General features: G+C 72.7%; 23 protein-coding genes. 8 read left to right on the top strand and 15 right to left on the bottom strand.

Annotated features, from left to right (window positions below):
• Positions 1 to 36 precede the first annotated feature (36 nt).
• Positions 37 to 1,980: a Stk1 family PASTA domain-containing Ser/Thr kinase gene (gene pknB / locus IG94_RS0103655; protein ID WP_031030886.1), complete on the top strand. Its 1,944-nt coding sequence runs from the start codon at positions 37 to 39 to the stop codon at positions 1,978 to 1,980.
• Between the two features lie 159 nt (positions 1,981 to 2,139).
• Positions 2,140 to 3,003, top strand: coding sequence for a deoxyribonuclease IV (locus IG94_RS0103650; RefSeq protein WP_031030885.1), 864 nt, complete (start codon positions 2,140 to 2,142; stop codon positions 3,001 to 3,003).
• 30 nt (positions 3,004 to 3,033) lie between these two features.
• On the opposite strand, the gene IG94_RS0103645 is transcribed toward IG94_RS0103650, so the two are convergent.
• On the bottom strand, positions 3,034 to 3,681 hold the full coding sequence (locus IG94_RS0103645) for a sulfite oxidase-like oxidoreductase (RefSeq protein ID WP_031030882.1): 648 nt from the start codon (positions 3,679 to 3,681) through the stop codon (positions 3,034 to 3,036).
• A 191-nt stretch (positions 3,682 to 3,872) separates the two neighbouring features.
• Between IG94_RS0103645 and bfr the strand changes: the two genes are divergently transcribed.
• The gene (bfr, locus tag IG94_RS0103640) at positions 3,873 to 4,376 is read left to right on the top strand and encodes a bacterioferritin (RefSeq protein WP_031030879.1); all 504 of its coding nucleotides are present in this window, start codon (positions 3,873 to 3,875) and stop codon (positions 4,374 to 4,376) included.
• Between the two features lie 28 nt (positions 4,377 to 4,404).
• On the opposite strand, the gene IG94_RS0103635 is transcribed toward bfr, so the two are convergent.
• Both IG94_RS0103635 and IG94_RS0103630 read right to left on the bottom strand, forming a co-directional pair.
• The gene (locus IG94_RS0103635; protein ID WP_031030876.1) at positions 4,405 to 4,638 is read right to left on the bottom strand and encodes a (2Fe-2S)-binding protein; all 234 of its coding nucleotides are present in this window, start codon (positions 4,636 to 4,638) and stop codon (positions 4,405 to 4,407) included.
• A gap of 174 nt (positions 4,639 to 4,812) precedes the next feature.
• Positions 4,813 to 6,168: a class II 3-deoxy-7-phosphoheptulonate synthase gene (locus IG94_RS0103630; RefSeq protein WP_031030874.1), complete on the bottom strand. Its 1,356-nt coding sequence runs from the start codon at positions 6,166 to 6,168 to the stop codon at positions 4,813 to 4,815.
• Between IG94_RS0103630 and IG94_RS44295 the strand changes: the two genes are divergently transcribed.
• Positions 6,123 to 6,329, top strand: coding sequence for a trp operon leader peptide (locus tag IG94_RS44295; protein WP_107060411.1), 207 nt, complete (start codon positions 6,123 to 6,125; stop codon positions 6,327 to 6,329). The genes IG94_RS0103630 and IG94_RS44295 overlap by 46 nt on opposite strands.
• Before the next feature lie 103 nt (positions 6,330 to 6,432).
• Positions 6,433 to 8,373 (top strand): anthranilate synthase family protein, encoded by a 1,941-nt coding sequence (locus IG94_RS0103625; protein WP_224221978.1) that lies wholly within the window; start codon positions 6,433 to 6,435, stop codon positions 8,371 to 8,373.
• Here the strand turns inward: IG94_RS0103625 and IG94_RS0103620 are convergent.
• The 5 genes from IG94_RS0103620 to IG94_RS0103600 form a co-directional block, all read right to left on the bottom strand.
• Positions 8,325 to 9,320: a 2-hydroxyacid dehydrogenase gene (locus tag IG94_RS0103620; RefSeq protein ID WP_031030871.1), complete on the bottom strand. Its 996-nt coding sequence runs from the start codon at positions 9,318 to 9,320 to the stop codon at positions 8,325 to 8,327. The genes IG94_RS0103625 and IG94_RS0103620 overlap by 49 nt on opposite strands.
• 147 nt (positions 9,321 to 9,467) lie before the next feature.
• Entirely contained in the window at positions 9,468 to 10,496 is a 1,029-nt protein-coding gene (locus tag IG94_RS0103615) for a 6-phosphofructokinase (RefSeq protein WP_031030869.1), read from the bottom strand.
• A gap of 51 nt (positions 10,497 to 10,547) precedes the next feature.
• Positions 10,548 to 11,195, bottom strand: coding sequence for a response regulator (locus IG94_RS0103610; protein WP_031030866.1), 648 nt, complete (start codon positions 11,193 to 11,195; stop codon positions 10,548 to 10,550).
• A gap of 94 nt (positions 11,196 to 11,289) precedes the next feature.
• Positions 11,290 to 12,540 (bottom strand): MacS family sensor histidine kinase, encoded by a 1,251-nt coding sequence (gene macS / locus IG94_RS0103605; RefSeq protein WP_031030863.1) that lies wholly within the window; start codon positions 12,538 to 12,540, stop codon positions 11,290 to 11,292.
• Between the two features lie 43 nt (positions 12,541 to 12,583).
• Positions 12,584 to 13,360 (bottom strand): lysophospholipid acyltransferase family protein, encoded by a 777-nt coding sequence (locus IG94_RS0103600; RefSeq protein WP_043482857.1) that lies wholly within the window; start codon positions 13,358 to 13,360, stop codon positions 12,584 to 12,586.
• A gap of 151 nt (positions 13,361 to 13,511) precedes the next feature.
• Here IG94_RS0103600 and IG94_RS0103595 point away from each other — a divergent pair, with 151 nt between their 5' ends.
• Together IG94_RS0103595 and IG94_RS0103590 are read left to right on the top strand one after the other, a co-directional pair.
• A complete protein-coding gene (locus IG94_RS0103595) occupies positions 13,512 to 14,315 on the top strand; it encodes an alpha/beta hydrolase (RefSeq protein ID WP_031030856.1) in 804 nt (267 codons plus the stop codon).
• Entirely contained in the window at positions 14,308 to 14,994 is a 687-nt protein-coding gene (locus tag IG94_RS0103590) for a hypothetical protein (protein ID WP_031030853.1), read from the top strand. Before IG94_RS0103595 ends, IG94_RS0103590 begins: the two co-directional genes overlap by 8 nt.
• 143 nt (positions 14,995 to 15,137) lie before the next feature.
• Here the strand turns inward: IG94_RS0103590 and IG94_RS0103585 are convergent, their stop codons facing one another.
• The 6 genes from IG94_RS0103585 to IG94_RS0103560 all read right to left on the bottom strand — a co-directional run bounded on the left by IG94_RS0103585 (position 15,138) and on the right by IG94_RS0103560 (position 20,428).
• Positions 15,138 to 15,902, bottom strand: coding sequence for an endonuclease/exonuclease/phosphatase family protein (locus IG94_RS0103585; RefSeq protein ID WP_031030851.1), 765 nt, complete (start codon positions 15,900 to 15,902; stop codon positions 15,138 to 15,140).
• Positions 15,903 to 15,998: 96 nt separating this feature from the next.
• Positions 15,999 to 16,952 (bottom strand): ROK family glucokinase, encoded by a 954-nt coding sequence (locus tag IG94_RS0103580; protein WP_031030848.1) that lies wholly within the window; start codon positions 16,950 to 16,952, stop codon positions 15,999 to 16,001.
• Positions 16,953 to 17,006: 54 nt separating this feature from the next.
• Complete coding sequence (locus IG94_RS0103575; protein ID WP_031030845.1) at positions 17,007 to 17,606, bottom strand: DUF5304 domain-containing protein; 600 nt, start codon at positions 17,604 to 17,606, stop codon at positions 17,007 to 17,009.
• 57 nt (positions 17,607 to 17,663) lie between these two features.
• The gene (locus tag IG94_RS0103570) at positions 17,664 to 18,860 is read right to left on the bottom strand and encodes an ArsA family ATPase (protein WP_031030842.1); all 1,197 of its coding nucleotides are present in this window, start codon (positions 18,858 to 18,860) and stop codon (positions 17,664 to 17,666) included.
• Positions 18,861 to 19,127: 267 nt separating this feature from the next.
• Complete coding sequence (locus tag IG94_RS0103565; RefSeq protein ID WP_031030840.1) at positions 19,128 to 19,562, bottom strand: SRPBCC family protein; 435 nt, start codon at positions 19,560 to 19,562, stop codon at positions 19,128 to 19,130.
• A 110-nt stretch (positions 19,563 to 19,672) separates the two neighbouring features.
• Entirely contained in the window at positions 19,673 to 20,428 is a 756-nt protein-coding gene (locus IG94_RS0103560; RefSeq protein ID WP_031030839.1) for a metallophosphoesterase family protein, read from the bottom strand.
• 374 nt (positions 20,429 to 20,802) lie between these two features.
• Here IG94_RS0103560 and IG94_RS0103555 point away from each other — a divergent pair, with 374 nt between their 5' ends.
• Positions 20,803 to 22,599, top strand: a complete 1,797-nt coding sequence (locus IG94_RS0103555; protein ID WP_031030836.1) for an AMP-dependent synthetase/ligase — start codon at positions 20,803 to 20,805, stop codon at positions 22,597 to 22,599.
• Between the two features lie 46 nt (positions 22,600 to 22,645).
• Here the strand turns inward: IG94_RS0103555 and IG94_RS0103550 are convergent, their stop codons facing one another.
• Positions 22,646 to 23,788: a glycosyltransferase family 4 protein gene (locus IG94_RS0103550; protein WP_031030834.1), complete on the bottom strand. Its 1,143-nt coding sequence runs from the start codon at positions 23,786 to 23,788 to the stop codon at positions 22,646 to 22,648.
• Positions 23,789 to 23,892: the final 104 nt, after the last annotated feature.

The following is a 23,892-nucleotide window of genomic DNA, read 5'->3' as shown; positions in this document are numbered from 1 at the left end:
CACGGGGTGTCGGTGGGGGCTCGTAGACTCGCCTGCGTGGACACGACCCTTCAGGACCCTCTGGTCGGGCAGGTGCTCGACGGCCGGTACCGCGTAGAGGCGCGGATCGCGGTCGGCGGGATGGCCACGGTCTACCGGGCCGTGGACACCCGCCTGGACCGCGTGCTCGCGCTGAAGGTGATGCACCCTGCGCTCGCGACCGACGCCACCTTCGTCGACCGGTTCATCCGCGAGGCCAAGTCGGTGGCCCGGCTCGACCACCCCAATGTCGTCCAGGTCTTCGACCAGGGCGCCCAGGGGGCGTACGTCTATCTGGCCATGGAGTACATCGCCGGCTGCACCCTGCGCGACGTGCTGCGCGAGCGCGGGGCGCTGCAGCCGCGGGCCGCGCTGGACATCCTGGAGCCGGTCCTCGCCGCGCTCGGCGCCGCCCACCGGGCCGGTTTCGTGCACCGCGACATGAAGCCGGAGAACGTCCTGATAGGGGACGACGGCCGGGTCAAGGTCGCCGACTTCGGGCTGGTGCGGGCCGTCGACACGGTCACCAGCACCACCGGGGCGGTCCTGGGCACCGTCTCGTACCTGGCGCCCGAGCAGATCGAAACGGGCACCGCGGACCCCAGGGTCGACGTCTACGCCTGCGGTGTCGTCCTGTACGAGATGCTGACCGGCGCCAAGCCGCACGAGGGCGACTCGCCCGCGGCGGTGCTCTACAAGCACCTGCACGACGACGTGCCGCCGCCGTCGGCCGCCGTGCCGGAGCTGGCGTACGAGCTGGACGAGCTGGTCGCCGCGGCCACCGCCCGCAACCCCGAGGTCCGGCCGCACGACGCCGTGGCCCTGCTCGCCCGGATCCGGGAGAGCCGCGGGAAGCTGAGCGTGGAGCAGCTGGACGCGGTGCCGCCGCAGGCCCTCGCCGCGGACCACGACAACGCCGAGGACCGCACGAGTGTGATCCCGCGCGCGCTGACGATACCCCGCCCCTTGCCGGTCAACGAGGACGAGGACGGCGCGGGCGGTCCCTCCGACGGCGTCCAGCACACCAGCCGGCTCGCCTCTCCCCCGCCCGACCCGCCCCGGCGCCGCGGGCCGCGGATGCGGCGCGGCCCGCTGGCGGCCGTCGTGGCCGTCCTGCTGGTCCTGGGCCTCGGCACGGGCATCTGGTACATCAACTCCGGTCAGTTCACCAAGGTCCCCGCGCTGCTCTCCAAGACCGAGGCGCAGGCCAGGGACCGGCTGGACGAGGCCGGTCTGGACGTCGGCAAGGTGAGTCACGCGCACAGCGACACCGTGGACCGCGGCCAGATCATCAGTACCGAGCCCGGAGTGGGCGACCGCATCCGCAAGAACGACTCGGTGTCGTTCACGGTGTCCGACGGACCCGACCGGGTGAAGCTGCCGGACCTGGAGGGCTACCGGCTGGACCGGGCCCGCACCCTGCTGAAGGACGAGGGTCTTGAGCCGGGCATGGTGACGAAGGCCTTCAGCGAGGAGGTCCCCACCGGTTTCGTGGTCTCCACCAAGCCCGCGGCGGGCACCACCGTGCGCGGCGGCTCGGCGGTCGCCCTGGTCGTCAGCAAGGGCCGCCCGGTGGACGTCCCGGACGTCACCGGCGACGACCTGGACGAGGCGAGGACCGAGCTGTCGGAGGCCGGTCTGAAGGTGAAGGTCGCCGAGAAGCGGGTGAACTCCGAGCACGACAGCGGACAGGTCGCCCGGCAGACACCCGAGCCGGGCAGCGAGGCCGCCGAGGGCGACACGGTGACGCTGACGGTCTCCAAGGGCCCCCAGATGGTCGAGGTCCCGGACGTGGTCGGCGACAGCGTGGACGACGCGAAGCAGAAGCTCGAGGACGCCGGATTCGGGGTGAAGGAGGACCGGGGTCTGCTCGGGCTGTTCGGCGACACCGTGAAGGAGCAGTCCGTGGAGGGCGGGGACACCGCTCCCAAGGGGTCGTCCATCAAGATCACCATCAGATGACCGGCTCACCACCAGACGCACCGGACGACCGGCTCACCATCAGGTGACCGGCTCACCACCGGACAACCGGCTCGCTATCAGGCGACCGGACGCGGCGCCGGGCGCGGCCGTCCGCCATGACACCCTGAACGGGTGAAGAGTGAACAGGCCGCTGCCCCGATCCCGCTCCCCCGCAATCCCGTCGGCGGTCATGTCCCCGTGGCCGGCGGCCTGCACTCCGTGGGACTGTCCTACGCCCGTGAGCTGGCCGCGGAGGCCGTGCAGGTCTTCGTCGCCAACCCGCGCGGCTGGGCCACGCCGGCCGGCAACCCGAAGCAGGACGAGGCGTTCCGGGAGGCCTGCGCGGCCGAGTCCGTCCCGGCGTACGTGCACGCGCCGTACCTGATCAACTTCGGTTCGCACACCCCGGCGACGGTGGAGCGGTCGGTCGAGTCGCTGCGCCACTCGCTGCGCCGGGCCCGGGACATCGGGGCGCTCGGTGTGGTGGTGCACACCGGCAGCGCGACCGGCGGACGGGAGCGCTCGGTGGCGCTGCGGCAGGTGCGGGAGCACATGCTGCCGCTGCTCGACGAGCTGACCCACGACGACGACCCGTACCTGCTGCTGGAGTCGACCGCCGGACAGGGCGCCTCGCTGTGCTCGCGGACGTGGGACTTCGGCCCGTACTTCGAGGCGCTGGACGCCCATCCGAAGCTGGGCGTGTGCCTGGACACCTGCCACATCTTCGCGGCCGGCCACGACCTGACCGGCCCCTCGGGCATGCACCAGACCCTCGATCTGCTGGTGGACACCGTCGGCGAGGGCCGGCTGAAGCTGATCCACGCCAACGACTCCAAGGACGTGGCCGGCGCGCACAAGGACCGGCACGAGAACATCGGCGCCGGTCACATCGGCGAGGACCCGTTCCGGGCGCTGATGAGGCACCCGGCAACCGACGGTGTGCCGCTGGTCATCGAGACGCCCGGCGGCAAAGCGGGACACGCGGCGGACGTGGAGCGGCTGAAGAAGCTGCGCGACGGCTGACCCCGGGGAGGCGGGGGCGGCCGGGGCGGATCACAGCTCGGGGCCGTCCCCGGGCTCCTCCTGGTAGGAGTAGCGCTGCTCCCGCCACGGGTCACCGATGTTGTGGTAGCCGCGCTCCTCCCAGAAGCCGCGCCGGTCGGCCGTCATGTACTCGATGCCGCGCACCCACTTCGGCCCCTTCCAGGCGTACAGGTGCGGGACGACCAGCCGCAGCGGGAAGCCGTGCTCGGCGGTGAGCAGCTCCCCGTCCTTGTGGGTGGCGAACAGGGTGCGCGCGGCGGTGAAGTCGGACAGCCGCAGGTTGGAGCTGAAGCCGTACTCGGCCCAGACCATCACGTGGGTCACGTCGGGCGCGGGCGGGGCCAGCCCGAGGATCGTGGCGGCCGGCACGCCGCCCCACTCGGCGCCGGGCATGCTGAACTTCGTGACGCAGTGCAGGTCGGCGACGACGGTGGTGTAGGGCAGGGCGGTGAACTCGCCGTGGGTCCAGCCGTGCTTCTCACCGTCGGTGGTGGACCCGAAGACCCGGAACTCCCAGCGCTCGGGACGGAACTTGGGGACCGGTCCGTAGTGGGTGACGGGCCAGCCGCGCTGGAGCCGCTGTCCCGGTGGGAGCTCGAATCCGGACGCTCCTTCCGGACCGTCTTCCCCCGATTCGCTTCCCGCCGGCTGACCCATGTCTCCATCCTGACAGACCCGGACCGATGCCCCTCACCGACCCTGCTTACATTCGAGCAAACGGGACGAATGCCCATGATATCGGCTAAGCCAGTACTTACTTACTAAGTCAACACTTACTGGACGATCTTCGGCGCCGGTGCAATCATGCCGCGCAACACGCCTGTTCCCGTTCGAAGGAGCCTCAAGCGATGCAGGGCGACCCCGAGGTCATCGAGTTCCTGAATGAGCAGCTGACCGCCGAGCTGACGGCGATCAACCAGTACTTCCTGCACGCGAAGCTGCAGGACCACAAGGGCTGGACCAAGCTCGCGAAGTACACGCGCGCGGAGTCCTTCGACGAGATGCGCCACGCGGAAGTGCTCACCGACCGCATCCTGCTGCTGGACGGCCTGCCGAACTACCAGCGGCTCTTCCACGTGCGGGTCGGCCAGAGCGTGACGGAGATGTTCCGGGCCGACCGGGAGATCGAGGTCGAGGCCATCGACCGGCTGCGCCGGGGCATCGAGGTGATGCGGGCCAAGCACGACATCACGTCGGCCAACGTCTTCGAGGCGATCCTCGCCGACGAGGAGCACCACATCGACTACCTGGAGACGCAGCTCGACCTGATCGAGAAGCTCGGCGAGTCGCTGTACCTGTCGACGGTCATCGAGCAGGTCCAGCCGGACCCCTCCGGACCGGGCTCGCTCTAGACTCGCTCCAGAAGCGAGTACGCGGCCCTCAGGCCGCCTCGGGAAGCTCCGCGAGGACCGGCGCGCCCTGGTCGGCCAGCTGCCGTCGGGGGCACGCGCCGCGCCCGAGCAGCGCCTGGATGCGGCGTACGCAGCCGCCGCAGTCGGTGCCGGCCTTGCAGGCGGAGGCGATCTGCCGGGGCGTGCACGCACCGGCGTCCGCGTGGCTCTTCACCTGTTCCTCGGTGACACCGAAGCAGCTGCAGACGAACACGCGGTTCACCTCCCGGGCGGGGTACAAGGTCGTGCCGTACCGACGACCGGAGGGCCCGACTGATCGGTGAGGCAAACCTAACCTTACCCATGGCGCAAGGCAGGCAAAAGTGGAGGGGGCGCGGATCCTGTGTGACCCGCGCCCCATTTCACCGCCCCGCCGTCGTGCCCGCGGGGGCGTGCGTCACTGGTCCCGGTACATCTCCGCCACCAGGAACGCCAGGTCGAGCGACTGGCTGCGGTTGAGCCGCGGGTCGCAGGCCGTCTCGTAGCGCTGGTGCAGGTCGTCGACGAAGATCTCGTCGCCGCCGCCCACGCACTCGGTGACGTCGTCGCCGGTCAGCTCCACGTGGATGCCGCCCGGGTGGGTTCCGAGCGACTTGTGCACCTCGAAGAAGCCCTTGACCTCGTCGAGCACGTCGTCGAAGCGACGGGTCTTGTGGCCGGAGGCCGCCTCGTAGGTGTTGCCGTGCATCGGATCGGTGATCCAGGCGACCGTCGCGCCGGACGCGGTGACCTTCTCCACCAGCTCGGGCAGCTTGTCGCGGATCTTGTCCGCGCCCATGCGGACGATGAAGGTCAGCCGGCCGGGCTCGCGCTCGGGGTCCAGGCGCTCGATGTACTGCAGCGCCTCCTCGGCCGTGGTGTTCGGGCCGAGCTTGACGCCGACCGGGTTGCGGATCTTCGACGCGAACTCGATGTGCGCGTGGTCCAGCTGCCGGGTGCGCTCGCCGATCCAGACCATGTGCCCGGAGACGTCGTACAGCTGCCCGGTGCGGGAGTCGACGCGGGTGAGCGCCGACTCGTAGTCCATCAGCAGCGCCTCGTGCGAGGAGAAGAACTCGACGGTCTTGAACTCCTCCGGGTCGGTGCCGCAGGCCCGCATGAAGTTCAGCGCGTTGTCGATCTCCCGGGCCAGCTGCTCGTAACGCTGGCCGGACGGGGAGGACTTGACGAAGTCCTGGTTCCAGGCGTGCACCTGGCGCAGGTCGGCGTAACCACCGGTGGTGAAGGCGCGCACCAGGTTCAGCGTGGACGCGGAGGCGTGGTACATCCGCTTGAGCCGGTCGGGGTCGGGAACGCGGGCCGTCTCGGTGAAGTCGAAGCCGTTGACCGAGTCGCCGCGGTAGGTCGGCAGGGTCACGCCGTCGCGGGTCTCGGTCGGCTTGGAGCGCGGCTTGGAGTACTGGCCGGCGATCCGGCCGACCTTCACCACGGGCACGGACGCGGCGTAGGTGAGGACGGCGCCCATCTGCAGCAGCGTCTTCAGCTTCGCCCTGATGTGCTCGGCCGACACCCCGTCGAACGACTCGGCGCAGTCACCGCCCTGGAGCAGGAACGCCTCTCCCTTGGCGACGGCCGCCAGCCGGGCGCGCAGCTGGTCGCACTCGCCGGCGAACACCAGCGGGGGATACGTTTCGAGCTCGGCGATCACGTCGCGCAGAGCCTCGGCATCCGGGTACTCGGGCTGCTGCGCCGCGGGCAGGTTTCGCCATGTCGCCTGAGCGGCGACGCTTTGAGAATCAGCGTTCACGGTCACCTGCTCAAGACTACGGGGTCGGAACAGGGGCCCATGGCCGCGCCCAGAGAATGAGACGAGCCGCTCACTCCGGGGCCCGGCCGGGGTGGGGTACGCTGCCTGCCATGTTCGCGCACCCGATCCAGAACTGGTGGTGGACCGCTCACCCGGCGGCCCACTGACTGCGCGTACGCAGAGACTTCGCGAAGGCCGCCCGAGGGGCGGCCTTCGGTGTGTGCGACCGGGTCCGTTCCCTCTCCGACGAACAGAGAAGGACACGGACCAATGACATCACTGTCATCACTGCCATCACTGCCACCACTGCCGTCGCTGCCACCGCTGACCGGCCCCCTGGCCGGCCTCCTGGCCGAACCCCGCCCCTTCGCTCTGCTCCGCCGCCGTACCCCGGGGCGCGACCACGACACCGTGGAGCTGCTGCTCGGCCCGGTGGCGGAGTACGGCTCGCTCGCCGACCTGCCCGACGACGGGCTGGCGCTCGTCCCCTTCCGGCAGATCCGCGAGCGCGGCTTCGACGTCCGCGACGACGGCACCCCGCTGCTGGCGCTGGTCCCCGAGGAGCGCCACGAGATTCCGCTCGCCGAGGCGCTGGCCCGGCTCCCCGCGCACGAGGTCCGGGTCGAGGGCGGCGGCTTCGACGTGGGCGACGAGGAGTACGCGCGGATCGTGGGGCGGGTGCTGGACGAGGAGATCGGGGCCGGTGAGGGCGCCAACTTCGTGATCCGGCGGACCTACGGGGGCCGGATCGACGGCTTCGGCCGCGCCGACGCGCTGGCCCTGTTCCGGCGGCTGCTGGTGGGCGAGCGGGGCGCGTACTGGACCTTCGTCGTGCACACCGGGGACCGGACGCTGGTGGGCGCCAGTCCCGAGGTGCACGTCCGCATGTCCGGCGGCACGGTCGTCATGAACCCGATCAGCGGCACGTACCGCTATCCCGCCGAGGGGCCGACTCCCGAGGACCTGCTGGACTTCCTCGCCGACGGCAAGGAGATCGAGGAGCTGTCGATGGTGGTCGACGAGGAGCTCAAGATGATGTGCACCGTCGGCGACAGGGGCGGGGTGGTCGTCGGGCCGCGGCTGAAGGAGATGGCGCACCTCGCGCACACCGAGTACGAGCTGCGCGGCCGTTCCTCGCTGGACGTGCGGGAGGTGCTGAGGGAGACCATGTTCGCGGCGACGGTGACCGGGTCGCCGGTGCAGAACGCCTGCCGGGTGATCGAGCGGCACGAGGCTGGCGGGCGCGGCTACTACGCGGGCGCGCTGGCGCTGCTCGGCCGGGACTCCGGCGGCGCCCAGACCCTGGACTCCCCCATCCTGATCCGCACCGCCGACATCGACGCGGGCGGGCGGCTGCGGGTGCCGGTCGGGGCGACCCTGGTGCGCGGCTCCGACCCGGCGGGCGAGGTCGCGGAGACCCATGCGAAGGCGGCCGGGGTGCTGGCGGCGCTCGGCGTACGCCCGTCCCGGCCGCGTGCGGAGGGCGGGCGGCCGGGACTGGCCGACGACCCCCGGGTGCGGGCGGCGCTGGACGGGCGCCGTGCCTCGCTGGCTCCGTTCTGGCTGCGGATGCGGGAGCCGTCGGACGCGCTCGCGGGGCGGGCCCTGGTGGTCGACGCGGAGGACACCTTCACGGCGATGCTCGCGCACGTGCTGCGCTCCTCGGGACTCGCGGTGGACGTACGGCGCCACGACGAGCCGGGGCTGCGCGCGGCGGTGCTCGGGCACGAGGGCCCGGTGGTGCTGGGGCCCGGTCCCGGCGATCCCTGCGACACGGCCGACCCCCGGATGCGCTTCCTGCGCCGTCTGACGGCCGACGTGCTCCGGGAGCACCGGCACGGTGTCCTCGGGGTCTGCCTCGGGCACGAGCTGATCGCGGCGGAGCTGGGGCTCGACCTCGTCCGCAGGGAGGTGCCGTACCAGGGGGCGCAGACGGAGATCGAGCTGTTCGGGCGGCGCGAGACGGTCGGTTTCTACAACAGCTTCACCGCGCGGTGCGACGACGAGGCGGCCGCCGAACTGGCCGCGCACGGTGTGGAGGTGAGCCGCGCGGCGGGCGGCGAGGTGCACGCGCTGCGCGGCGACGGCTTCGCGGGCGTGCAGTTCCACCCGGAGTCGGTGCTGACGCTGAACGGCGCCGCGATCGTGCGTGAGCTGGCCGGTCAGCCGCGCGGCACCAGGACGTTCTCCGAGCGGCGGCCCTCGCGGTAGTCCAGGACGTTGCGCGCCGTCGCGTCGACGATCTGGCCGACGGCGTCCCGGGTGTAGTACGCCTGGTGCGAGGTGACCAGGACGTTCGGGAAGGTGACCAGGCGGGCCAGGGTGTCGTCCTCGACGGGTTCGAGGGACTTGTCGAGGAAGAACAGGCCCGCCTCCGCCTCGTACACGTCCAGGCCGACGCCCGCGAAGCGGCCCGCGCGGAGTTCGCCGACGAGCGCGACGGTGTCGATCAGGCCGCCGCGGCTGGAGTTGACCAGGATGGCGTCGTCCCGCATCGCCTTCAGGGCGGGCGCGTCGATCAGGTGCCGGGTCTCGGCCATCAGCGGGACGTGCAGGGTGATCAGGTCGGACTGGGCGAGCAGTTCGTCCTTGGGCACGTAGCGCATGCCTAGTTCGGCGCAGGCCGGGTTCTCGGCGACGTCCCAGCCGAGCAGGCGCATGCCGAAGCCGTGGGCGATCCGGGCGAAGGCCTCACCGATCTTGCCGGTGCCGAGAACACCGGCGGTGCGGCCGTGCAGGTCGCGGCCCATCAGCCCCTGGAGGCGGAAGTCGAAGTCCCGGGTGCGGTTGGCGGCGCGCACGATCCGGCGGTTGACCGCCATGGCAAGGGCCCAGGCGAACTCGGCGACCGAGTACGGCGAGTAGTACGACACCCGGGCGACGGTCATGCCGAGCCGCTCGGCCGTCGCGAGGTCGATGTTGTTGAAGCCGGTGGAGCGCTGGGCGACCATCCGGGTGCCGCCGGCCGCGAGGATCTCCAGGACGTCGGCGCCGAGGTCGGCGTTGACGGAGGTGGAGACGATCTCGTGGCCGGCCGCGATCGGGGCGGTGTCCTCGTTGAGGAAGACGTCGACGCAGCGGATCTCCTCGCGGCCGTGGAAGGCCTGCTCGATCAGGGGCTGCTCGTCGGCCTGGACGCCGAAGGCCAGGATCTCCATGACCGCTCCCGGTGCCGTTCCGTCTCGGTGGGCTCCGGGCCGAATATACGGTCCCCGGTCCACCGGCGCCGGTCGGCACCGCCGCGTCGCGGGCCCGTCGCCGGTCAGCCGTCGCCGGCCCGCCGGTCGCGGGTCAGCCGTCGCGGGTCAGCCGAAGAAGACGCCGACCTCGTCGTACAGCGCGGGGTCGACCGTCTTGAGGCGGGCGGTGGCGTCGGCGATCGGGACGCGGACGATGTCCGTGCCGCGCAGGGCGACCATCTTGCCGAAGTCCCCGTCGCGCACGCAGTCGATGGCGTGCAGCCCGAAACGGGTGGCGAGCCAGCGGTCGAAGGCGCTCGGCGTGCCGCCGCGCTGGACGTGGCCGAGAACGGTGGTGCGGGCCTCCTTGCCGGTGCGCTTCTCGATCTGCTTGGCCAGCCACTCGCCGACCCCGGACAGCCGGACATGCCCGTAGGAGTCCAGCGACTCGTCCTTGAGCACCATGTCGCCGTCGTGCGGTACCGCCCCCTCGGCGACGACCACGATCGGGGCGTACGACGCCCGGAACCGGGAGGTCACCCAGCCGCACACCTGCTCGACGTCGAAGGGCTGCTCGGGGATGAGGATGGCGTTGGCGCCGCCGGCCAGGCCCGAGTGCAGGGCTATCCAGCCGGCGTGCCGGCCCATGACCTCGACGACCAGGACGCGCATGTGGGACTCGGCGGTGGTGTGCAGCCGGTCGATGGCCTCGGTGGCGATGCCGACGGCGGTGTCGAAGCCGAAGGTGTAGTCGGTGGCGGACAGGTCGTTGTCGATGGTCTTGGGGACACCGACGCAGGGCACGCCGTACTCCTGCGCGAGGCAGGCGGCGACGCCGAGGGTGTCCTCGCCGCCGATGGTGATGAGCGCCTCGACGCCCAGCTCCGCGAGGTTGTCCTTGATGCGCCGTATGCCGCCCTCCTGCTGGAGCGGATTGGTGCGCGAGGAGCCGAGAACGGTGCCGCCGCGGGGCAGGATGCCGCGGACGGCCGGGATGTCGAGCGGGACGGTGTCGCCCTCCAGGGGGCCTCGCCAGCCGTCCCGGAAGCCGGTGAAGTCGTAGCCGTACTCCTGTACACCCTTGCGGACGGCGGCCCGGATGACGGCGTTGAGCCCGGGGCAGTCACCGCCTCCGGTCAGTACTCCGACCTTCATGGCACAACCCCTTTGTCACAGTGGCTGGTTGGGGCCACTGTCCCGCGCGGGTCAGGCGTCGTCCAGACCTCTTTCGATGGCGTACCGCACCAGTTCCACCCGGTTGTGCAGCTGGAGCTTGCCCAGGGTGTTCTGGACGTGGTTCTGCACGGTGCGGTGGGAGATGACCAGGCGCTCGGCGATCTGCTTGTAGCTGAGGCCCTTGGCGACCAGGCGGAGCACCTCGGTCTCCCGGTCGGTGAGCCGGGGCGCCCCGGGTTCGTCGCCGCCCGCGGCGGGGGCGGGTTCGGAGGCGAGGCGGCGGTACTCGCCGAGGACCAGACCCGCGAGCCCCGGCGTGAAGACCGGGTCGCCGACGGCCGTGCGGCGGACCGCGTCCCGCAACTCCTCGGTGGACGCCGACTTCAGCAGGTAGCCGGTCGCGCCGGACTTCACCGCCTCCAGGACGTCGGCGTGCTCCCCGCTGGCCGACAGCACCAGCACCCGCAGCTTCGGATCGGCGCCGACGACCTCCTTGCAGACCTGGACGCCGGGTTTGCCGGGGAGGTTGAGGTCGAGGACGAGGACGTCCGGCGTGACGGCGCGGGCACGGCGCACGGCCTGGTCGCCGTCGCCCGCGGTGGCGACGACGTCGAAGCCGGACTCGGCCAGATCCCGGGCGACCGCGTCGCGCCACATCGGGTGGTCGTCCACGACCATGACCCTGATCGGGTCCCGTCGTTCCGCGTTCTGTCGCGCCGGGTCCTGCTCCTTCGGATTCTGCCCCTCCGGGTGTCGTCCCGGGGCCCGTGGTTCATCCATGGTCCGCTGCCTTCCCCCGGGCGGCGACGCCGCCGGTTTCCTTCGGTGCCCTCAGTTCGACCTCCGTGCCCTGCCCGGGCACCGAGATCAGTTCGGCCGTGCCGCCGAGGTCGCGCAGCCGGCCCCGGATCGACAGGGCCACGCCGAGCCGCCCCTCGCCCTCGGCCTCGGCGAGCCGCCCCTCCGGGATGCCGGGGCCCTCGTCCCGGACGGTGACGATCACCTCGCCGGGCTCGTCCTCGACCAGGATCCAGGCGCGCGCCCGCTCACCGACGTGCCGTCGGACGTTGTCGAGGGCCGCTCCCACGGCGGCCGCCAGTTCCCGCGCGGAGGCCGGGTCCAGTTCGACCGGGGCACCCGGCTCCGCGAGATTCACCAGGGAGCCCGCGTACGGGGCGAGCAGCGCGCGCAGGTCGACGGGACCGTCCGCGAACTCGCCCTCCGGTCCCTCCGGTTCGTCCACCGCGCGGACGACGGCGCCCTCGGCGGTGTCCTCCGACACCCGGGACACGGGCACCAGGCCGCCGGAGACCAGGGTGCGCAGCGCCACCTCCTGCTCGCCGGCGAGCCGGCCCAGCTCGGCCGCCTCGCCGCCGATGACGGCGCCACGGCGCTGCACCATCGCCAGCACCTGGAGGACGCTGTCGTGGATGTCCCGGGCGAGCCGCTCGCGTTCCCTGGTGGCCGCCTCGATCTCCAGGGCCCGGGCGAGGGTGCGCTCGGAGGCGCGGGCGACCTCGACGACGTAGCCGATGGCGATGGAGGCGACCCAGACGAGGACGACGTTGTGGACGGTGTCGCGGGCCGGGGTGCCGCGTTCGACCAGGTTGGCGACGGCGACGAGGGTGGAGGCGGCGGCAGCCCAGCGCCAGCCGCCCTTGATGGCGAAGGCCAGCACGGAACCGGCGGTCCATATCGACGGCAGGGTCGGGCCGCCGTCCATGACGCGGTCGTGGGCGTCGGCGAAGGGCGTGAGCAGCACGCCGGCCAGCGCGATGGTGAGGTCGGCGGCGAGGAAGCGCTTGGTGCAGCTCGCGGCGTTCGCGACCTTGGGGAGGGTGGCCAGCGTCCAGACGGAGAGGACGGCGTAGTAGGCGACGGCCAGCCAGGGGCGCTCGAAGCCGGAGTACGCCGTGGCGAAGAAGCCGATCGCGTACAGCATGGTGAGCACGCGGTAGCCGGCGAGCGCCCGCCACAGCGGCTGCTCGACCGACATCCTCATGACTCTCTCGCGCCTGGCCATGTCCCCCCTCTCCCCGGGCGCCGGTGGTGGTCCGGACGGCGGGCTAGCCCCCGGTCCGGCTCTCCGCGTCCTTGGCCGCCCGGTCCGCTTCCTTCGCCGCTTCCTTGGCTGCTTCCTTCGCCGCGTCCTTTTCGGCCTTCTCGGCCTTCGCCGCCTCCGCGAGCTGCCGCTTCATGGCGGTCGCGTACACGTCGACGTACTCCTGGCCGGAGAGCTTCATGATCTCGTACATGACCTCGTCGGTCACCGCGCGGAGCACGAACCGGTCGTGCTCCATGCCCTGGTAGCGGGCGAAGTCCAGGGGCTTGCCGATACGGATGCCGGGCCGCATCAGCTTCGGCATCACCTGGCCGGGCGGCTGGATCTTCTCGGTGTCGATCATGGCGACCGGGAGGACGGGCGCGCCGGTGGCGAGCGCCACGCGCGCGAGGCCGCCGGGCTTGCCCCGGTAGAGGCGGCCGTCCGGGGAGCGCGTGCCCTCGGGATAGATGCCGAACAGTTCGCCGCGCTCCAGGACCTCTATGCCGCTCTTGATGGCGGCCTCCCCCGCCCCGCGTGCGCCGGAGCGGTCCACCGGGAGCTGACCGACCCCCTTGAAGAAGGCCGCGGTCAGCCTGCCCTTGACCCCCGGTGTGTTGAAGTACTCGGCCTTGGCGATGAAGGTCACCTTCCGGTCGAGCACGGCCGGGAGGAAGAACGAGTCGGAGAACGACAGGTGGTTGCTCGCCAGAATGGCGGGACCGTCCGCCGGAATGTGCTCCAGGCCTTCCACCCAGGGTCGGAAGGCCAGCTTCAGCGACCCCCCGACGGTGACCTTCATCGCGCCGTACAACAACCGAGTGCCTCCCGTGTCCGAGGCTCAGACCTTAACCCGGCCAAGGGTCAATGGCTCCGACGGCCCTGGTCGGTGTCAGTGCGGTCGCGTACGGTGAAAGACCCGCGAGTCCCCTCTGACGACAGGAGACCGAGACGTGCCGGTCCTGCCCGGAGCCGAGCCGTTCCGCCACGAGGGCGGGGAGGTCGGCGTCCTCCTCTGCCACGGTTTCACCGGTTCCCCGCAGTCCCTGCGGCCCTGGGCCCGGTATCTCGCCGCACACGGCCTGAGCGTCGCGCTGCCGCTGCTGCCCGGGCACGGCACGCGCTGGCAGGACCTGCAGGTCACCGGCTGGCAGGACTGGTACGCGGAGGTGGACCGCGAGCTGCGCGCCCTGCGCGAGCGCTGCACGCGGGTCTTCGTGGCCGGTCTGTCCATGGGCGGCACACTGGCGCTGCGGCTCGCCGCCAAGCACGGGGACGCCGTGACGGGCGTCGTGGTCGTCAACCCGGCGAACCGGATGCACGGCGTCGCCCAGCACGCCCTTCCGGTCCTGCGCCACCTGGTGCCGGCGACGAAGGGCATCGCCAGCGACATCGCCAAGCCCCTCGGCTCGGAGCTGGGGTACGACAGGGTGCCGCTGCACTCGGCGCACTCGCTGCGTGCCTTCTTCCGTCTCGCCGACGGCGATCTGCCCCAGGTCACCCAGCCGCTGCTGTTGCTGCGCAGTCCGCAGGACCATGTGGTGCCGCCGGCCGACTCGGCGCGGATCCTCGGCCGGGTGTCGTCGACGGACGTGACGGAGATCCTGCTGGAACAGAGCTACCACGTGGCGACGTTGGACCACGATGCGGACCGGATCTTCGCGGAGAGCATCGCGTTCATCGGCCGGCTCGCGCCCGGTTCCGTCGAGGAGCCGGAGTCCGGTCTCGGCAAGGAAGGGACGGCCGCAGGTGGCTGAGCACGACTCCGACCGCGAGGACCGCGAGGAGCGGGAGCGGGAGCACGGCGAGGGCGGCCGGGAGCGCGCGGCGGACCGCGGGCCCGAGGACGGGGGCACGCCCGTGGACGAGGAGGCCGCCTGGGCGGCCATCGTCGCCGGGTACGGGGAGGAGCCCCCGGACCCGCCCGGCGCGAAGCCGTTCAAGTCGATCGAGGACCTGGCGCTGCTGGAACCCGAGACGAACGACATGAACGGCACGGCCTCGACAACCGGGACGACCGGAACGACTGGGACGGACGGCACGGACGACGAGGACGACGAGAAGCCCGGGGCGGACCGGTCGGTCCCGGCCCGGCCGCTGGGTGGCTCCGTCGCGTTCGCTCCGGGTGTCGGCCCCCGTGACCACACCCCGGCCGAACCGTCCGACGACGACTTCGACGCGGACGACGAGGGCCACTTCGTGCCGCCCGAGCCGCCGCCGCTGCCCGAGGGCGACACCACCTCGAGGTTCGCCTGGCTGGGCGTGCTCGGCGGTCCCGTGCTGCTCCTGCTGGCGGTGGTGCTGGGCTGGGACATGACGTGGTGGCTGGCGACCCTGAGCATCGGCGGCTTCCTCGGCGGCTTCGCCACCCTGGTCGTGCGGATGCGGACGGGCGACGAGGACGACGACGATCCGGGGCGCGGCGCGGTGGTCTAGCGGTCCGGCCGGACGGGGCCCGGCGAGGCCACGCGGTGCCGGTCGGCGCCGGGCTGCGCGACCGGTGGCGCCGTTCAGCGCCGGGCAGCGCGACCGGCCGGGGGGGGGCACGTCCGGCCGGAGGCACGTCCGGCCGGGCCGGATCAGGTGGTCGCGGGTACGCGGAGGGCGGTCAGGACCGGGAGGTGGTCCGTGGCCGCCCTCAGGTCGTCCTCGGCCACGCCCGGCAGCCCCGAGGGCACCCCGCAGCCCAGTACCTCGACGTCCTCGGTGACGAACACCGCGTCGATGCGGCGGTCCGGAGCGGTGGCCGGGAAGGTGTACTCGCCGCCCCAGGGCGCGGCGGTCCAGCAGTCCCGCAGTCCCTCGCCGAGCCGCCGGAAGGTGCGGCCGCCGGGGGGCTCGTTCAGGTCGCCGCCCGCCACGGCGTGCGTCACGCCCAGGGCGGCCAGGTGGTCGAGAAGCAGTCCGGCCTGCTCGTGGCGCTCGTCCGCGCTCAGCGACAGGTGGGTGCTGAGGACGCCGAGCCGGGCCCCGCCGATCCGGACCACGGCGGCGGCGAGGCCCCGGCGGTGCCGGCCGGGGGTGAGCGGGAGCAGCACGTCCTCGGTGCGCTCCACGGTGGCCCGCAGGGAGCACAGCAGCGCGGGGCCCGCGGCGGTGCCGCCGCCGGAGAGGAGGACCAGGCCGGACGCGGCGGCGAGCCGGGTGATCTTCTTGCGCCAGCGGAAGAGGCGGGGGGCCTCCTGGAGCAGGACGAGGTCGGGGGCGCAGGCGGTGACGATCCGGGCGAGGGCGTCGGTGTCGTCGCGCATGGAGCGGACGTTGTAGCTCAGGACCCGGACGACGGCGGAACCGTCGGGTTCGGTGCGGGAGTTGGGGAGGGGAGAGAGGGAGGACGTTGCCATGGCGATCAAGATACGACGAGGCCCGCCGTCCCCGGGCGGGGGCTCGACGGGCTCGGTCGTACGGAGGGGCTTCGCGGCGCCTCGCGGCAGCGGCCGCTACATGATCGGGTCGGGCTCCCGGGCCAGGTCGGCAGCGCCCACCAGACCCGCCTTGTTGCCGAGCTGGGCGGCGATCACGTCGGCGACCGGACGCCAGTTGCCGCCGACCAGCCACCGCTTGTACGACTTGCGGATCGGGTCGAGGACCAGGTCGCCCTCGTCGGAGAGGCCGCCGCCGACGATGAAGGCGGACGGGTCGAACAGCGAGGCCAGGTCGGCGAGTCCGGCACCGGCCCAGCGGGCCAGCTCCCGGTAGGAGTCGACGGCGACCGGGCAGCCCTGGCGGGCGGCCACGGAGATGTGCTTGCCCTCGATGCCCTCGGGGGTGCCGTCGCCGAGCGCGAGCAGCACCTCGGCACGCTCGGGGGTGGCGTTGGCGCGCTGCTTGGCGTACCTCACCAGTGCCCGCCCCGACGCGTACTGCTCCCAGCAGCCCTGCGAGCCGCAGCCGCACAGCAGGCCGTCCGGCACCATCCGGATGTGGCCGAACTCGGCGGCCACGCCGAAGTGGCCGCGGCGCAGCTTGTTGCCGATGATGATGCCGCCGCCGAGGCCGGTGCCGAGCGTGATGCAGATGACGTTGCGGTGTCCCTTGCCGCCGCCGAACCGGTACTCGCCCCAGGCCGCGGCGTTCGCGTCGTTCTCCACGACGACCGGGAGCCCGACGCGGGCCTCGACCTTCTCCTTGAGCGGCTCCTGGCGCCAGTCGATGTTGGGCGCGAAGTAGACCGTGGAGCGCTGGCGGTTGACGTATCCGGCGGCGCCGATGCCCACTGCGACGATCTCGTGCCCCACCCGCGCGCCCTCCACCGCGGAGGCGATGGCGTCCACGATGGCCTCGGGTGTGGTGGGGGTCGGCACCTTGTGGGTCGAGAGGATGTTGCCTTCCTCGTCGACCACGCCGGCCGCGATCTTCGTGCCGCCGATGTCGACGCCGATGGTGAGTCCCATGAATCCCTCAGTTCGGTCGAGCCCCGCTGAGGGCAACCGTACCCGAGGCGGGGCTCAGTCCAGGTCGATGCGCTGTCCCGGGCCGGTGCCCCCGTCGCCCTCGTCGCGGCCGTCGTCGCCGCGTTCTTCCTGGTCGCGGGGGTCGCGCGAGTCCTTCGCCGCGGTGTCCCCGGTGGTCCAGCGGCGTTCCTGGTTCTGGACGGCGGAGCGGTAGGCGGCCAGGAGTTCGCCGCCGGCGGCCGCGAGGTGGTCGAAGACGTCGGGGTTGCGCTCGATGACCGGTTCGACCGCCGCCTTCGCCTGCTGGACGACCTGCCGGACCACCTGCTGGGCGGCCGGTCCGGCGACCTGGCCGAGCAGCGGGGACTGGAGGCCGGACAGCTTGTCGGCGACGGTGTCGACGAGCCGGCGCAGCTCCTCGGCGGCCGAGCCGGGCGGCGGTCCGTACTCGGCCCGGCGGCGGGCCTTCTCCGCCTCCAGGTCCTCGGCGCACGCCGTGGCCCAGGCGTCGGCGTCGGCGGCTCGCGTCTCGTCGGCGGCTCGCGTCTCGTCGGCCGCCCGGGTCGCGTCGGCCGCTCGCGTCGCACCGACACCGTCCGCGCCGCCGGCCGCGTCGGGGCGGGGGGCCTCGGACGGAGGGAGCTCTTCGCTCATGACGGACTCCTGACTACGGTTCGTCCTTACGACGTTACCCGAACGGCCGCGCTCGGTTCAGCGTCCGCGCGGCCACAGCCCCGGGTCCGGCGTGAACCGGACGGTGAGCGTGTCCCCGCGCAGCGCGGCCCCGTCGACGGTGCAGCGGCGCAGCGCGGAGGGCAGCGGGACGGTCCGGCGGAACGGGCCGGCGGCGACGGCCAGTTCGTCACCGCGGCGCACCAGGTCGAGTTCCTCGCGGACGGCGCCGGGCAGCGGGATGCTCCAGACCAGTACGCCGTCCTCGGCCAGCCGGTCGGTGACGGTCCACTCGACGGGGGCGGCGTGCGCGTCGGCTCCCGGCACTGCTCCCGGTGCTGCTCCCGGCGCTCCGAGCGCGGCGAGGTCGTCGGTGCCGCGCGGGTCGCGGCCGAGGTGGGGGACGGTGCGGACGTCGTACGTGCCCTGCCACTCCGCCAGCGTCTTGCGCTGCTGGGCCAGCGGCCCGCCGAGCCAGCTGTCCGCCGGTACGTCCTCGGGCAGGACGCGGTTGGCCACCAGCAGGTCGGTGCGCAGGCCGCGCAGGGCGAGGCCGAGGGCGGCGGTCCTGACGGCGTCGGCGCCGGCCGGGCCGGGCTCGGCGACCAGCCGTACGACGGTGTTCCGGTCGGCGAGCACGGCCTCGGTGGCGGCGAGTTCCAGCTCCCAGCGGGCGGCCGTCTCGTACAGCGCGCCGGTGGGCAGGGGGACGCCCGCGAGCCGGCCGAGGACGGGGCGCAGGGCGCGGGCCGCCTGCCGTTCGGGCGGGAGCAGGCGGCGCAGGCAGCGGCGCAGTTCCTCGGGCGCGGCGAGCAGGGCCAGGGCGCGCGGCGCGGCCGGGAGATCGACGACGAGGAGGTCGTGCGCCTCGGCGAGGGCGGCCTCGCGCAGGGCGCGCAGGAGGGCGAGGTCGTCGGCACCCGGCAGCGGGGTGAGCTCCTCGGGGTCGAGGCGGGCGGCGCCGAGGAGGTCGAGGGCGGAGGCGGCGCGGTCCTGGAGGGCGGCGAGGCCGTCGCGGAAGCCCTGGGCGGGGTCGGGCCGCCAGACGGTGAGGCGGGGCTCGACGAGGGCGGGGGCCGGGCCGGTGCGCATGCCCAGAGCGGCGCCGAGGGTGTCGTCGCGGTCGGTGCCGAGGAGCAGGGTGCGGGTGCCCTGGCGGGCTGCGGCGAGCGCGGTGGCGGCGGCGAGGGTGGTACGGCCGGTGCCGCCGGGGCCCGTGAGCAGGAGGGTGCGCATGGGGGTGAACGGTACCTGGGGCTGGGCGGCGCCCGGCGCGTGCGGCGGGGGCGGTGGCCCGGGGCTGACGGGTGCCCTGCGTATGAGGGCGGGCCGGGGGTGGGTCGTGCGGGCTCGGCCGCGCGGTGGTCCGGCGTGGGTGCGGGCCGGGGGTGGGTCGCGCGGCCCGGCGCTCGCGGGGTGCCGCTGCGCCCACCCGTGCCGCCCCAGCGGCACGACTGCCCGCAGCGGCGCGCGGCGCGGCGCGCACGGCCCGTAGCCAGGGGGCTACTTGGTTTCCACTCGCTTCTTCAGGCCGGCCAGGGCGCGGTCGGTGATGACCTTCTCCGCCTTGCGCTTGATCATGCCGAGCATGGGGATCTTGACGTCGACCGTCAGGCGGTAGGTGACCTCGGTTCCCTTGCCCTCGGCGCGCAGCAGGTAGGAGCCGTCGAGGGAGCGCAGCATCTGGGACTTCACCAGCGTCCAGGACACCTCGTGCTCGCCGGTCCAGGTGTAGGCCAGCGTCTGGTCGTCCTTGATCGCCCCGGCGTCCATGACGAGCCGGACCTGCTCGGCGCGGCCCTGCGCGTCGGAGGCCAGGACCTGGGCCTCCTTCACCTCACCGGTCCAGTCCGGGTAGCGGGCGAAGTCGGCGATCACCTCCATCACGTCGGCCGGGGCCGCGTCGATCGTGATGCTCGAGCTGGTGTGTTCCGCCATCGCCGTGGCTCCTCCGGATGCGGGCCGGTACTTGGTGTGCCGCGTGAAGGCTACCGCGCACGGGCACCGCGAACGTCACCGCCTGCCGGGGCGGGCCCGGCCCCGCGCGGTCACCACTCCATGACCCACGGCCGGCCGGTCGAGGCGAAGTGGCCCACGTTCACGCACTCGGTCGCGCCGACCCGCATCCGCCGGGCCAGCGGCTGGTGCACGTGCCCGAACAGCGCGTACCGGGGCCGGGTGCGCCGGATCGCGTCGAGGAGCGCCCTGCTGCCCCGCTCGAAGCGCCGTGCCACCGTGTCGTAGACCAGCTCCGGCACCTGCGGCGGGATGTGCGTGCACAGCACGTCCACCTCGCCAATGGCCTCGATCTTCGCGGCGTACTCCTCGTCGCCGATCTCGTACGGCGTGCGCATCGGTGTCCGCAGGCCGCCGCCGACGAAGCCGAAGACCCGGCCGCCGATCTCCACCCGCTCGCCGTCGAGCACGGTCGTGCCGGGGCCCGCGTACTCCGGCCACAGGGGCGGCATGTCGACATTGCCGTAGGTCGCGTACGTGGGGGTGGGGAAGGCGGCGAACAGTTCGGCGTACTGCCTGCGCACCGCCCCCTCGATCAGCTGCGCCTTGTCGCCGTCGACGCCGGACCACAGCCGCGACCCCAGCTCCCGTGCCTCGTCGAAGCGGCGGGCGGTGCGCAGCTCGACCAGCCGGTCGGCGTTCTCGACGCCGAACAGGTCGGGGAAGATGCCGCGCGAGTGGTCGGCGTAGTCGAGGAAGAGGATCAGGTCCCCGAGACAGACCAGGGCATCGGCGCCCTCCCCGGCCCTGGCCAGGTCGCGGGCGTTGCCGTGCACGTCGCTGACCACATGGACGCGCGTGCTCGTGTTACGGGCGGGTGTGGGTGCCATGACGATCAAGCGTAAGCAGCGCGCGCCTGTTGTGAACAGTGGCGGTCGGACCTGCGGTTACTGGCTGGTCGGTTGACTCGTCGACTACTGTGCGCCCAGGAAACCCCATCCGTGTGACGCGGCGAACATCTCGCGGGGACCCCTGTCGGAGAGGGCATACCGACGGGTAACGTCCGGGCAGTCCAGTCGTGCTCAGGATGCCGACATGTGAATCGCCGTGTGGTTCAGCAGGTGATCGGCATGAGGTCTCCGGAGCACCTTGCCCGAGCCTTGGACCGCACCGTCGCATCACACAGTGTCGTGGCGCCGGCGCCTTATGAGGAGCAGCAGTCTTGCGCGAGTTCAGCCTTCCGGCCTTGTACGAGGTCCCCGCGGACGGGAACCTGACCGACATCGTCCGCAGAAACGCCGCGCAGCATCCCGACGTCGCCGTCATCGCCCGCAAGGTGGGAGGCGCCTGGCAGGACGTGACCGCGCGCACCTTCCTCACCGAGGTCCACTCCGCCGCCAGGGGCCTGATCGCCTCCGGTGTCCAGCCGGGCGACCGGGTCGGCCTGATGTCCCGTACCCGCTACGAGTGGACGCTGCTTGACTTCGCGATCTGGAGCGCGGGCGCGATCACCGTGCCGGTGTACGAGACCAGCTCGCCGGAGCAGGTGCAGTGGATCCTCGGCGACTCGGGCGCCACCGCGCTCGTCGTGGAGTCGGCCGAACACGCCGCCGCCGTCGAGTCGGTGCGCGAGCGGCTGCCCGCCCTCAAGAACGTCTGGCAGATCGACGCCGGAGCGGTGGAGGAGCTGGGGCGCCTGGGCCAGGACGTCACCGACCGGGCCGTCGAGGAGCGCGGTTCGATCGCGAAGGCCGACGACCCCGCGACCATCGTCTACACCTCCGGCACCACCGGCCGTCCCAAGGGCTGCGTCCTCACCCACCGCAGCTTCTTCGCCGAGTGCGGCAACGTCGTCGAGCGGCTGCGTCCGCTCTTCCGCACCGGTGAGTGCTCGGTCCTCCTCTTCCTGCCGCTCGCCCACGTCTTCGGACGCCTCGTCCAGGTCGCGCCGATGATCGCGCCGATCAAGCTGGGCAACGTCCCCGACATCAAGAACCTCACCGACGAGCTGGCCGCCTTCCGTCCCACGCTGATCCTCGGCGTGCCGCGGGTCTTCGAGAAGGTCTACAACTCGGCGCGCGCCAAGGCGCAGGCGGACGGCAAGGGCAAGATCTTCGACCGGGCCGCCGACACCGCGATCGCGTACAGCAAGGCCCTGGACACCCCGACCGGCCCGTCCGTCGGGCTGAGGATCAAGCACAGGGTCTTCGACAAGCTCGTCTACGGCAAGCTCCGCACGGTCCTCGGCGGGCGCGGCGAGTACGCCATCTCGGGCGGCGCCCCGCTCGGCGAGCGCCTCGGCCACTTCTTCCGCGGCATCGGCTTCACGGTCCTGGAGGGCTACGGCCTGACCGAGTCCTGCGCGGCCACCGCCTTCAACCCCTGGGACCGGCAGAAGATCGGCACGGTCGGCCAGCCGCTGCCCGGCTCCGTGGTGCGCATCGCGGACGACGGGGAGGTGCTGCTGCACGGCGAGCACCTGTTCAAGGAGTACTGGAACAACCCGGGCGCGACCGCCGAGGCGCTGGCCGACGGCTGGTTCCACACCGGGGACATCGGCACCCTGGACGAGGACGGCTACCTGCGGATCACCGGCCGCAAGAAGGAGATCATCGTCACCGCGGGCGGCAAGAACGTCGCCCCGGCCGTCATAGAGGACCGCATCCGCGCGCACGCGCTGGTCGCGGAGTGCATGGTGGTCGGCGACGGCCGGCCCTTCGTGGGCGCGCTGGTCACCCTGGACGAGGAGTTCCTCGACCGGTGGTGCGCGGAGCACGGGAAGCCGGCGGGCTCGACGGCGGCGGCGCTGCGGGAGGACCCGGATCTGCTCGCGGCGGTCCAGGGCGCGATCGACGACGGGAACGCGGCGGTGTCGAAGGCGGAGTCCGTGCGGAAGTTCCGGGTGCTGGGGTCGCAGTTCACCGAGGAGTCGGGGTACCTGACGCCTTCGCTGAAGCTGAAGCGGAACGTGGTGGCGAAGGACTACGCGGACGAGATCGAGGCGATCTACGCCAAGTAGGGGCGCCTTACGGGGTGCCGGGTGCGGTGCCGCGAGGGCGACCGCGTCACAGCAGCGTCTTCAGCTGCTCCGCCAGCAGGTCCCAGCGCCACTTCTCCTCGACCCACGACCGGCCCCGTTCGCCCATCCTGCGGCGCAGTTCCGGGTCGGCGAGGAGGGTGGTGACGCGGTCGGCGGTCTCGTCCGGGTCCTCGCCCCGGACCACCCAGCCCGTCTCGCCGTCGAGTACCGCGTCCGGGGCGCCGCCCGAGTCGCCGGCGACGACGGGGAGGCCGGTCGCCGAGGCCTCCAGGTAGACGATGCCCAGGCCCTCCACGTCGAGGCCGCCCCGGCGGGTGCGGCAGGGCATGGCGAAGACGTCGCCGGCGCCGAAGTGCGCGGGCAGTTCGGGCCAGGGGACGGCGCCGGTGAAGTGGACGGAGGCGGCGACGCCGGTGTCGTGGGCGAGGCGGCGCAGGTCCTTCTCGTAGGGGCCGCCGCCGACGATCAGCAGGACGGCGTCCGGTTCGGCGGCGAGGATGCGGGGCATCGCCCTGATCAGGGTGTCCTGGCCCTTGCGCGGGACCAGGCGGGAGACGCAGACGACGACGGGGCGTTCGGTGAGTCCGAGGCGGGCGCGTACCTCGTCGCCGCCGCTGCCCGGGTGGAAGGTCTTCTCGTCGACTCCGGGCGGCAGTTGGACCATCCGGGCGACGGCCTCGGGCGTGAGGGCGCCCGCGATGCGGGAGCGCGTGTACTCGCCGAGGTAGGTGATCGTGTCCGTCGACTCCCCGATCCGGCGCAGGAGTCGCCGGGCCGCGGGCAGCTGGGCCCAGCCCGCCTCGTGGCCGTGGGTGGTGGCGACGAGCCGCTCGGCGCCCGCCTTGCGCAGCGCCGGGGCCATCAGGCCGAGGGGCGCCGCGGCGCCGAACCACACCGACGTGCAGCCGTGCTCGCGCAGCAGCCCGACCGCCCGCCGGGTCGCGCCCGGGGTAGGGAGCAGCATCGTCGTACGGTCCCGTACGACGGTGAAGGGCTGCTCGGCGTCGAAGGCGGCGGTGGCCTCGACGCCCTCACGGCTCCGCTTCCAGGTGGAGGCGTAGACGACGAGCCGCTCGGGGTCCAGGCGCAGCGCCATGTTGTGCAGGAAGGCCTGGATGCCGCCCGGCCTGGGCGGGAAGTCGTTCGTCACGATCAAGGTCTTGCGCACGCCGCCGACCCTACCGAACCGCCCGCACGCCGGCGGGGCCCGGCCGCTTCCTGTGGCACGCGCACAGGTGTCCGGGTCATCATGGCCGCACGGCAGGCGGACGG

Source organism: Streptomyces olivaceus (assembly GCF_000721235.1).
Taxonomy (GTDB): Bacteria; Actinomycetota; Actinomycetes; order Streptomycetales; family Streptomycetaceae; genus Streptomyces; species Streptomyces olivaceus.
The sequence above is the reverse complement of the archived record's forward strand: the minus strand, read 5'-3'. Positions and strand labels throughout refer to the sequence as shown.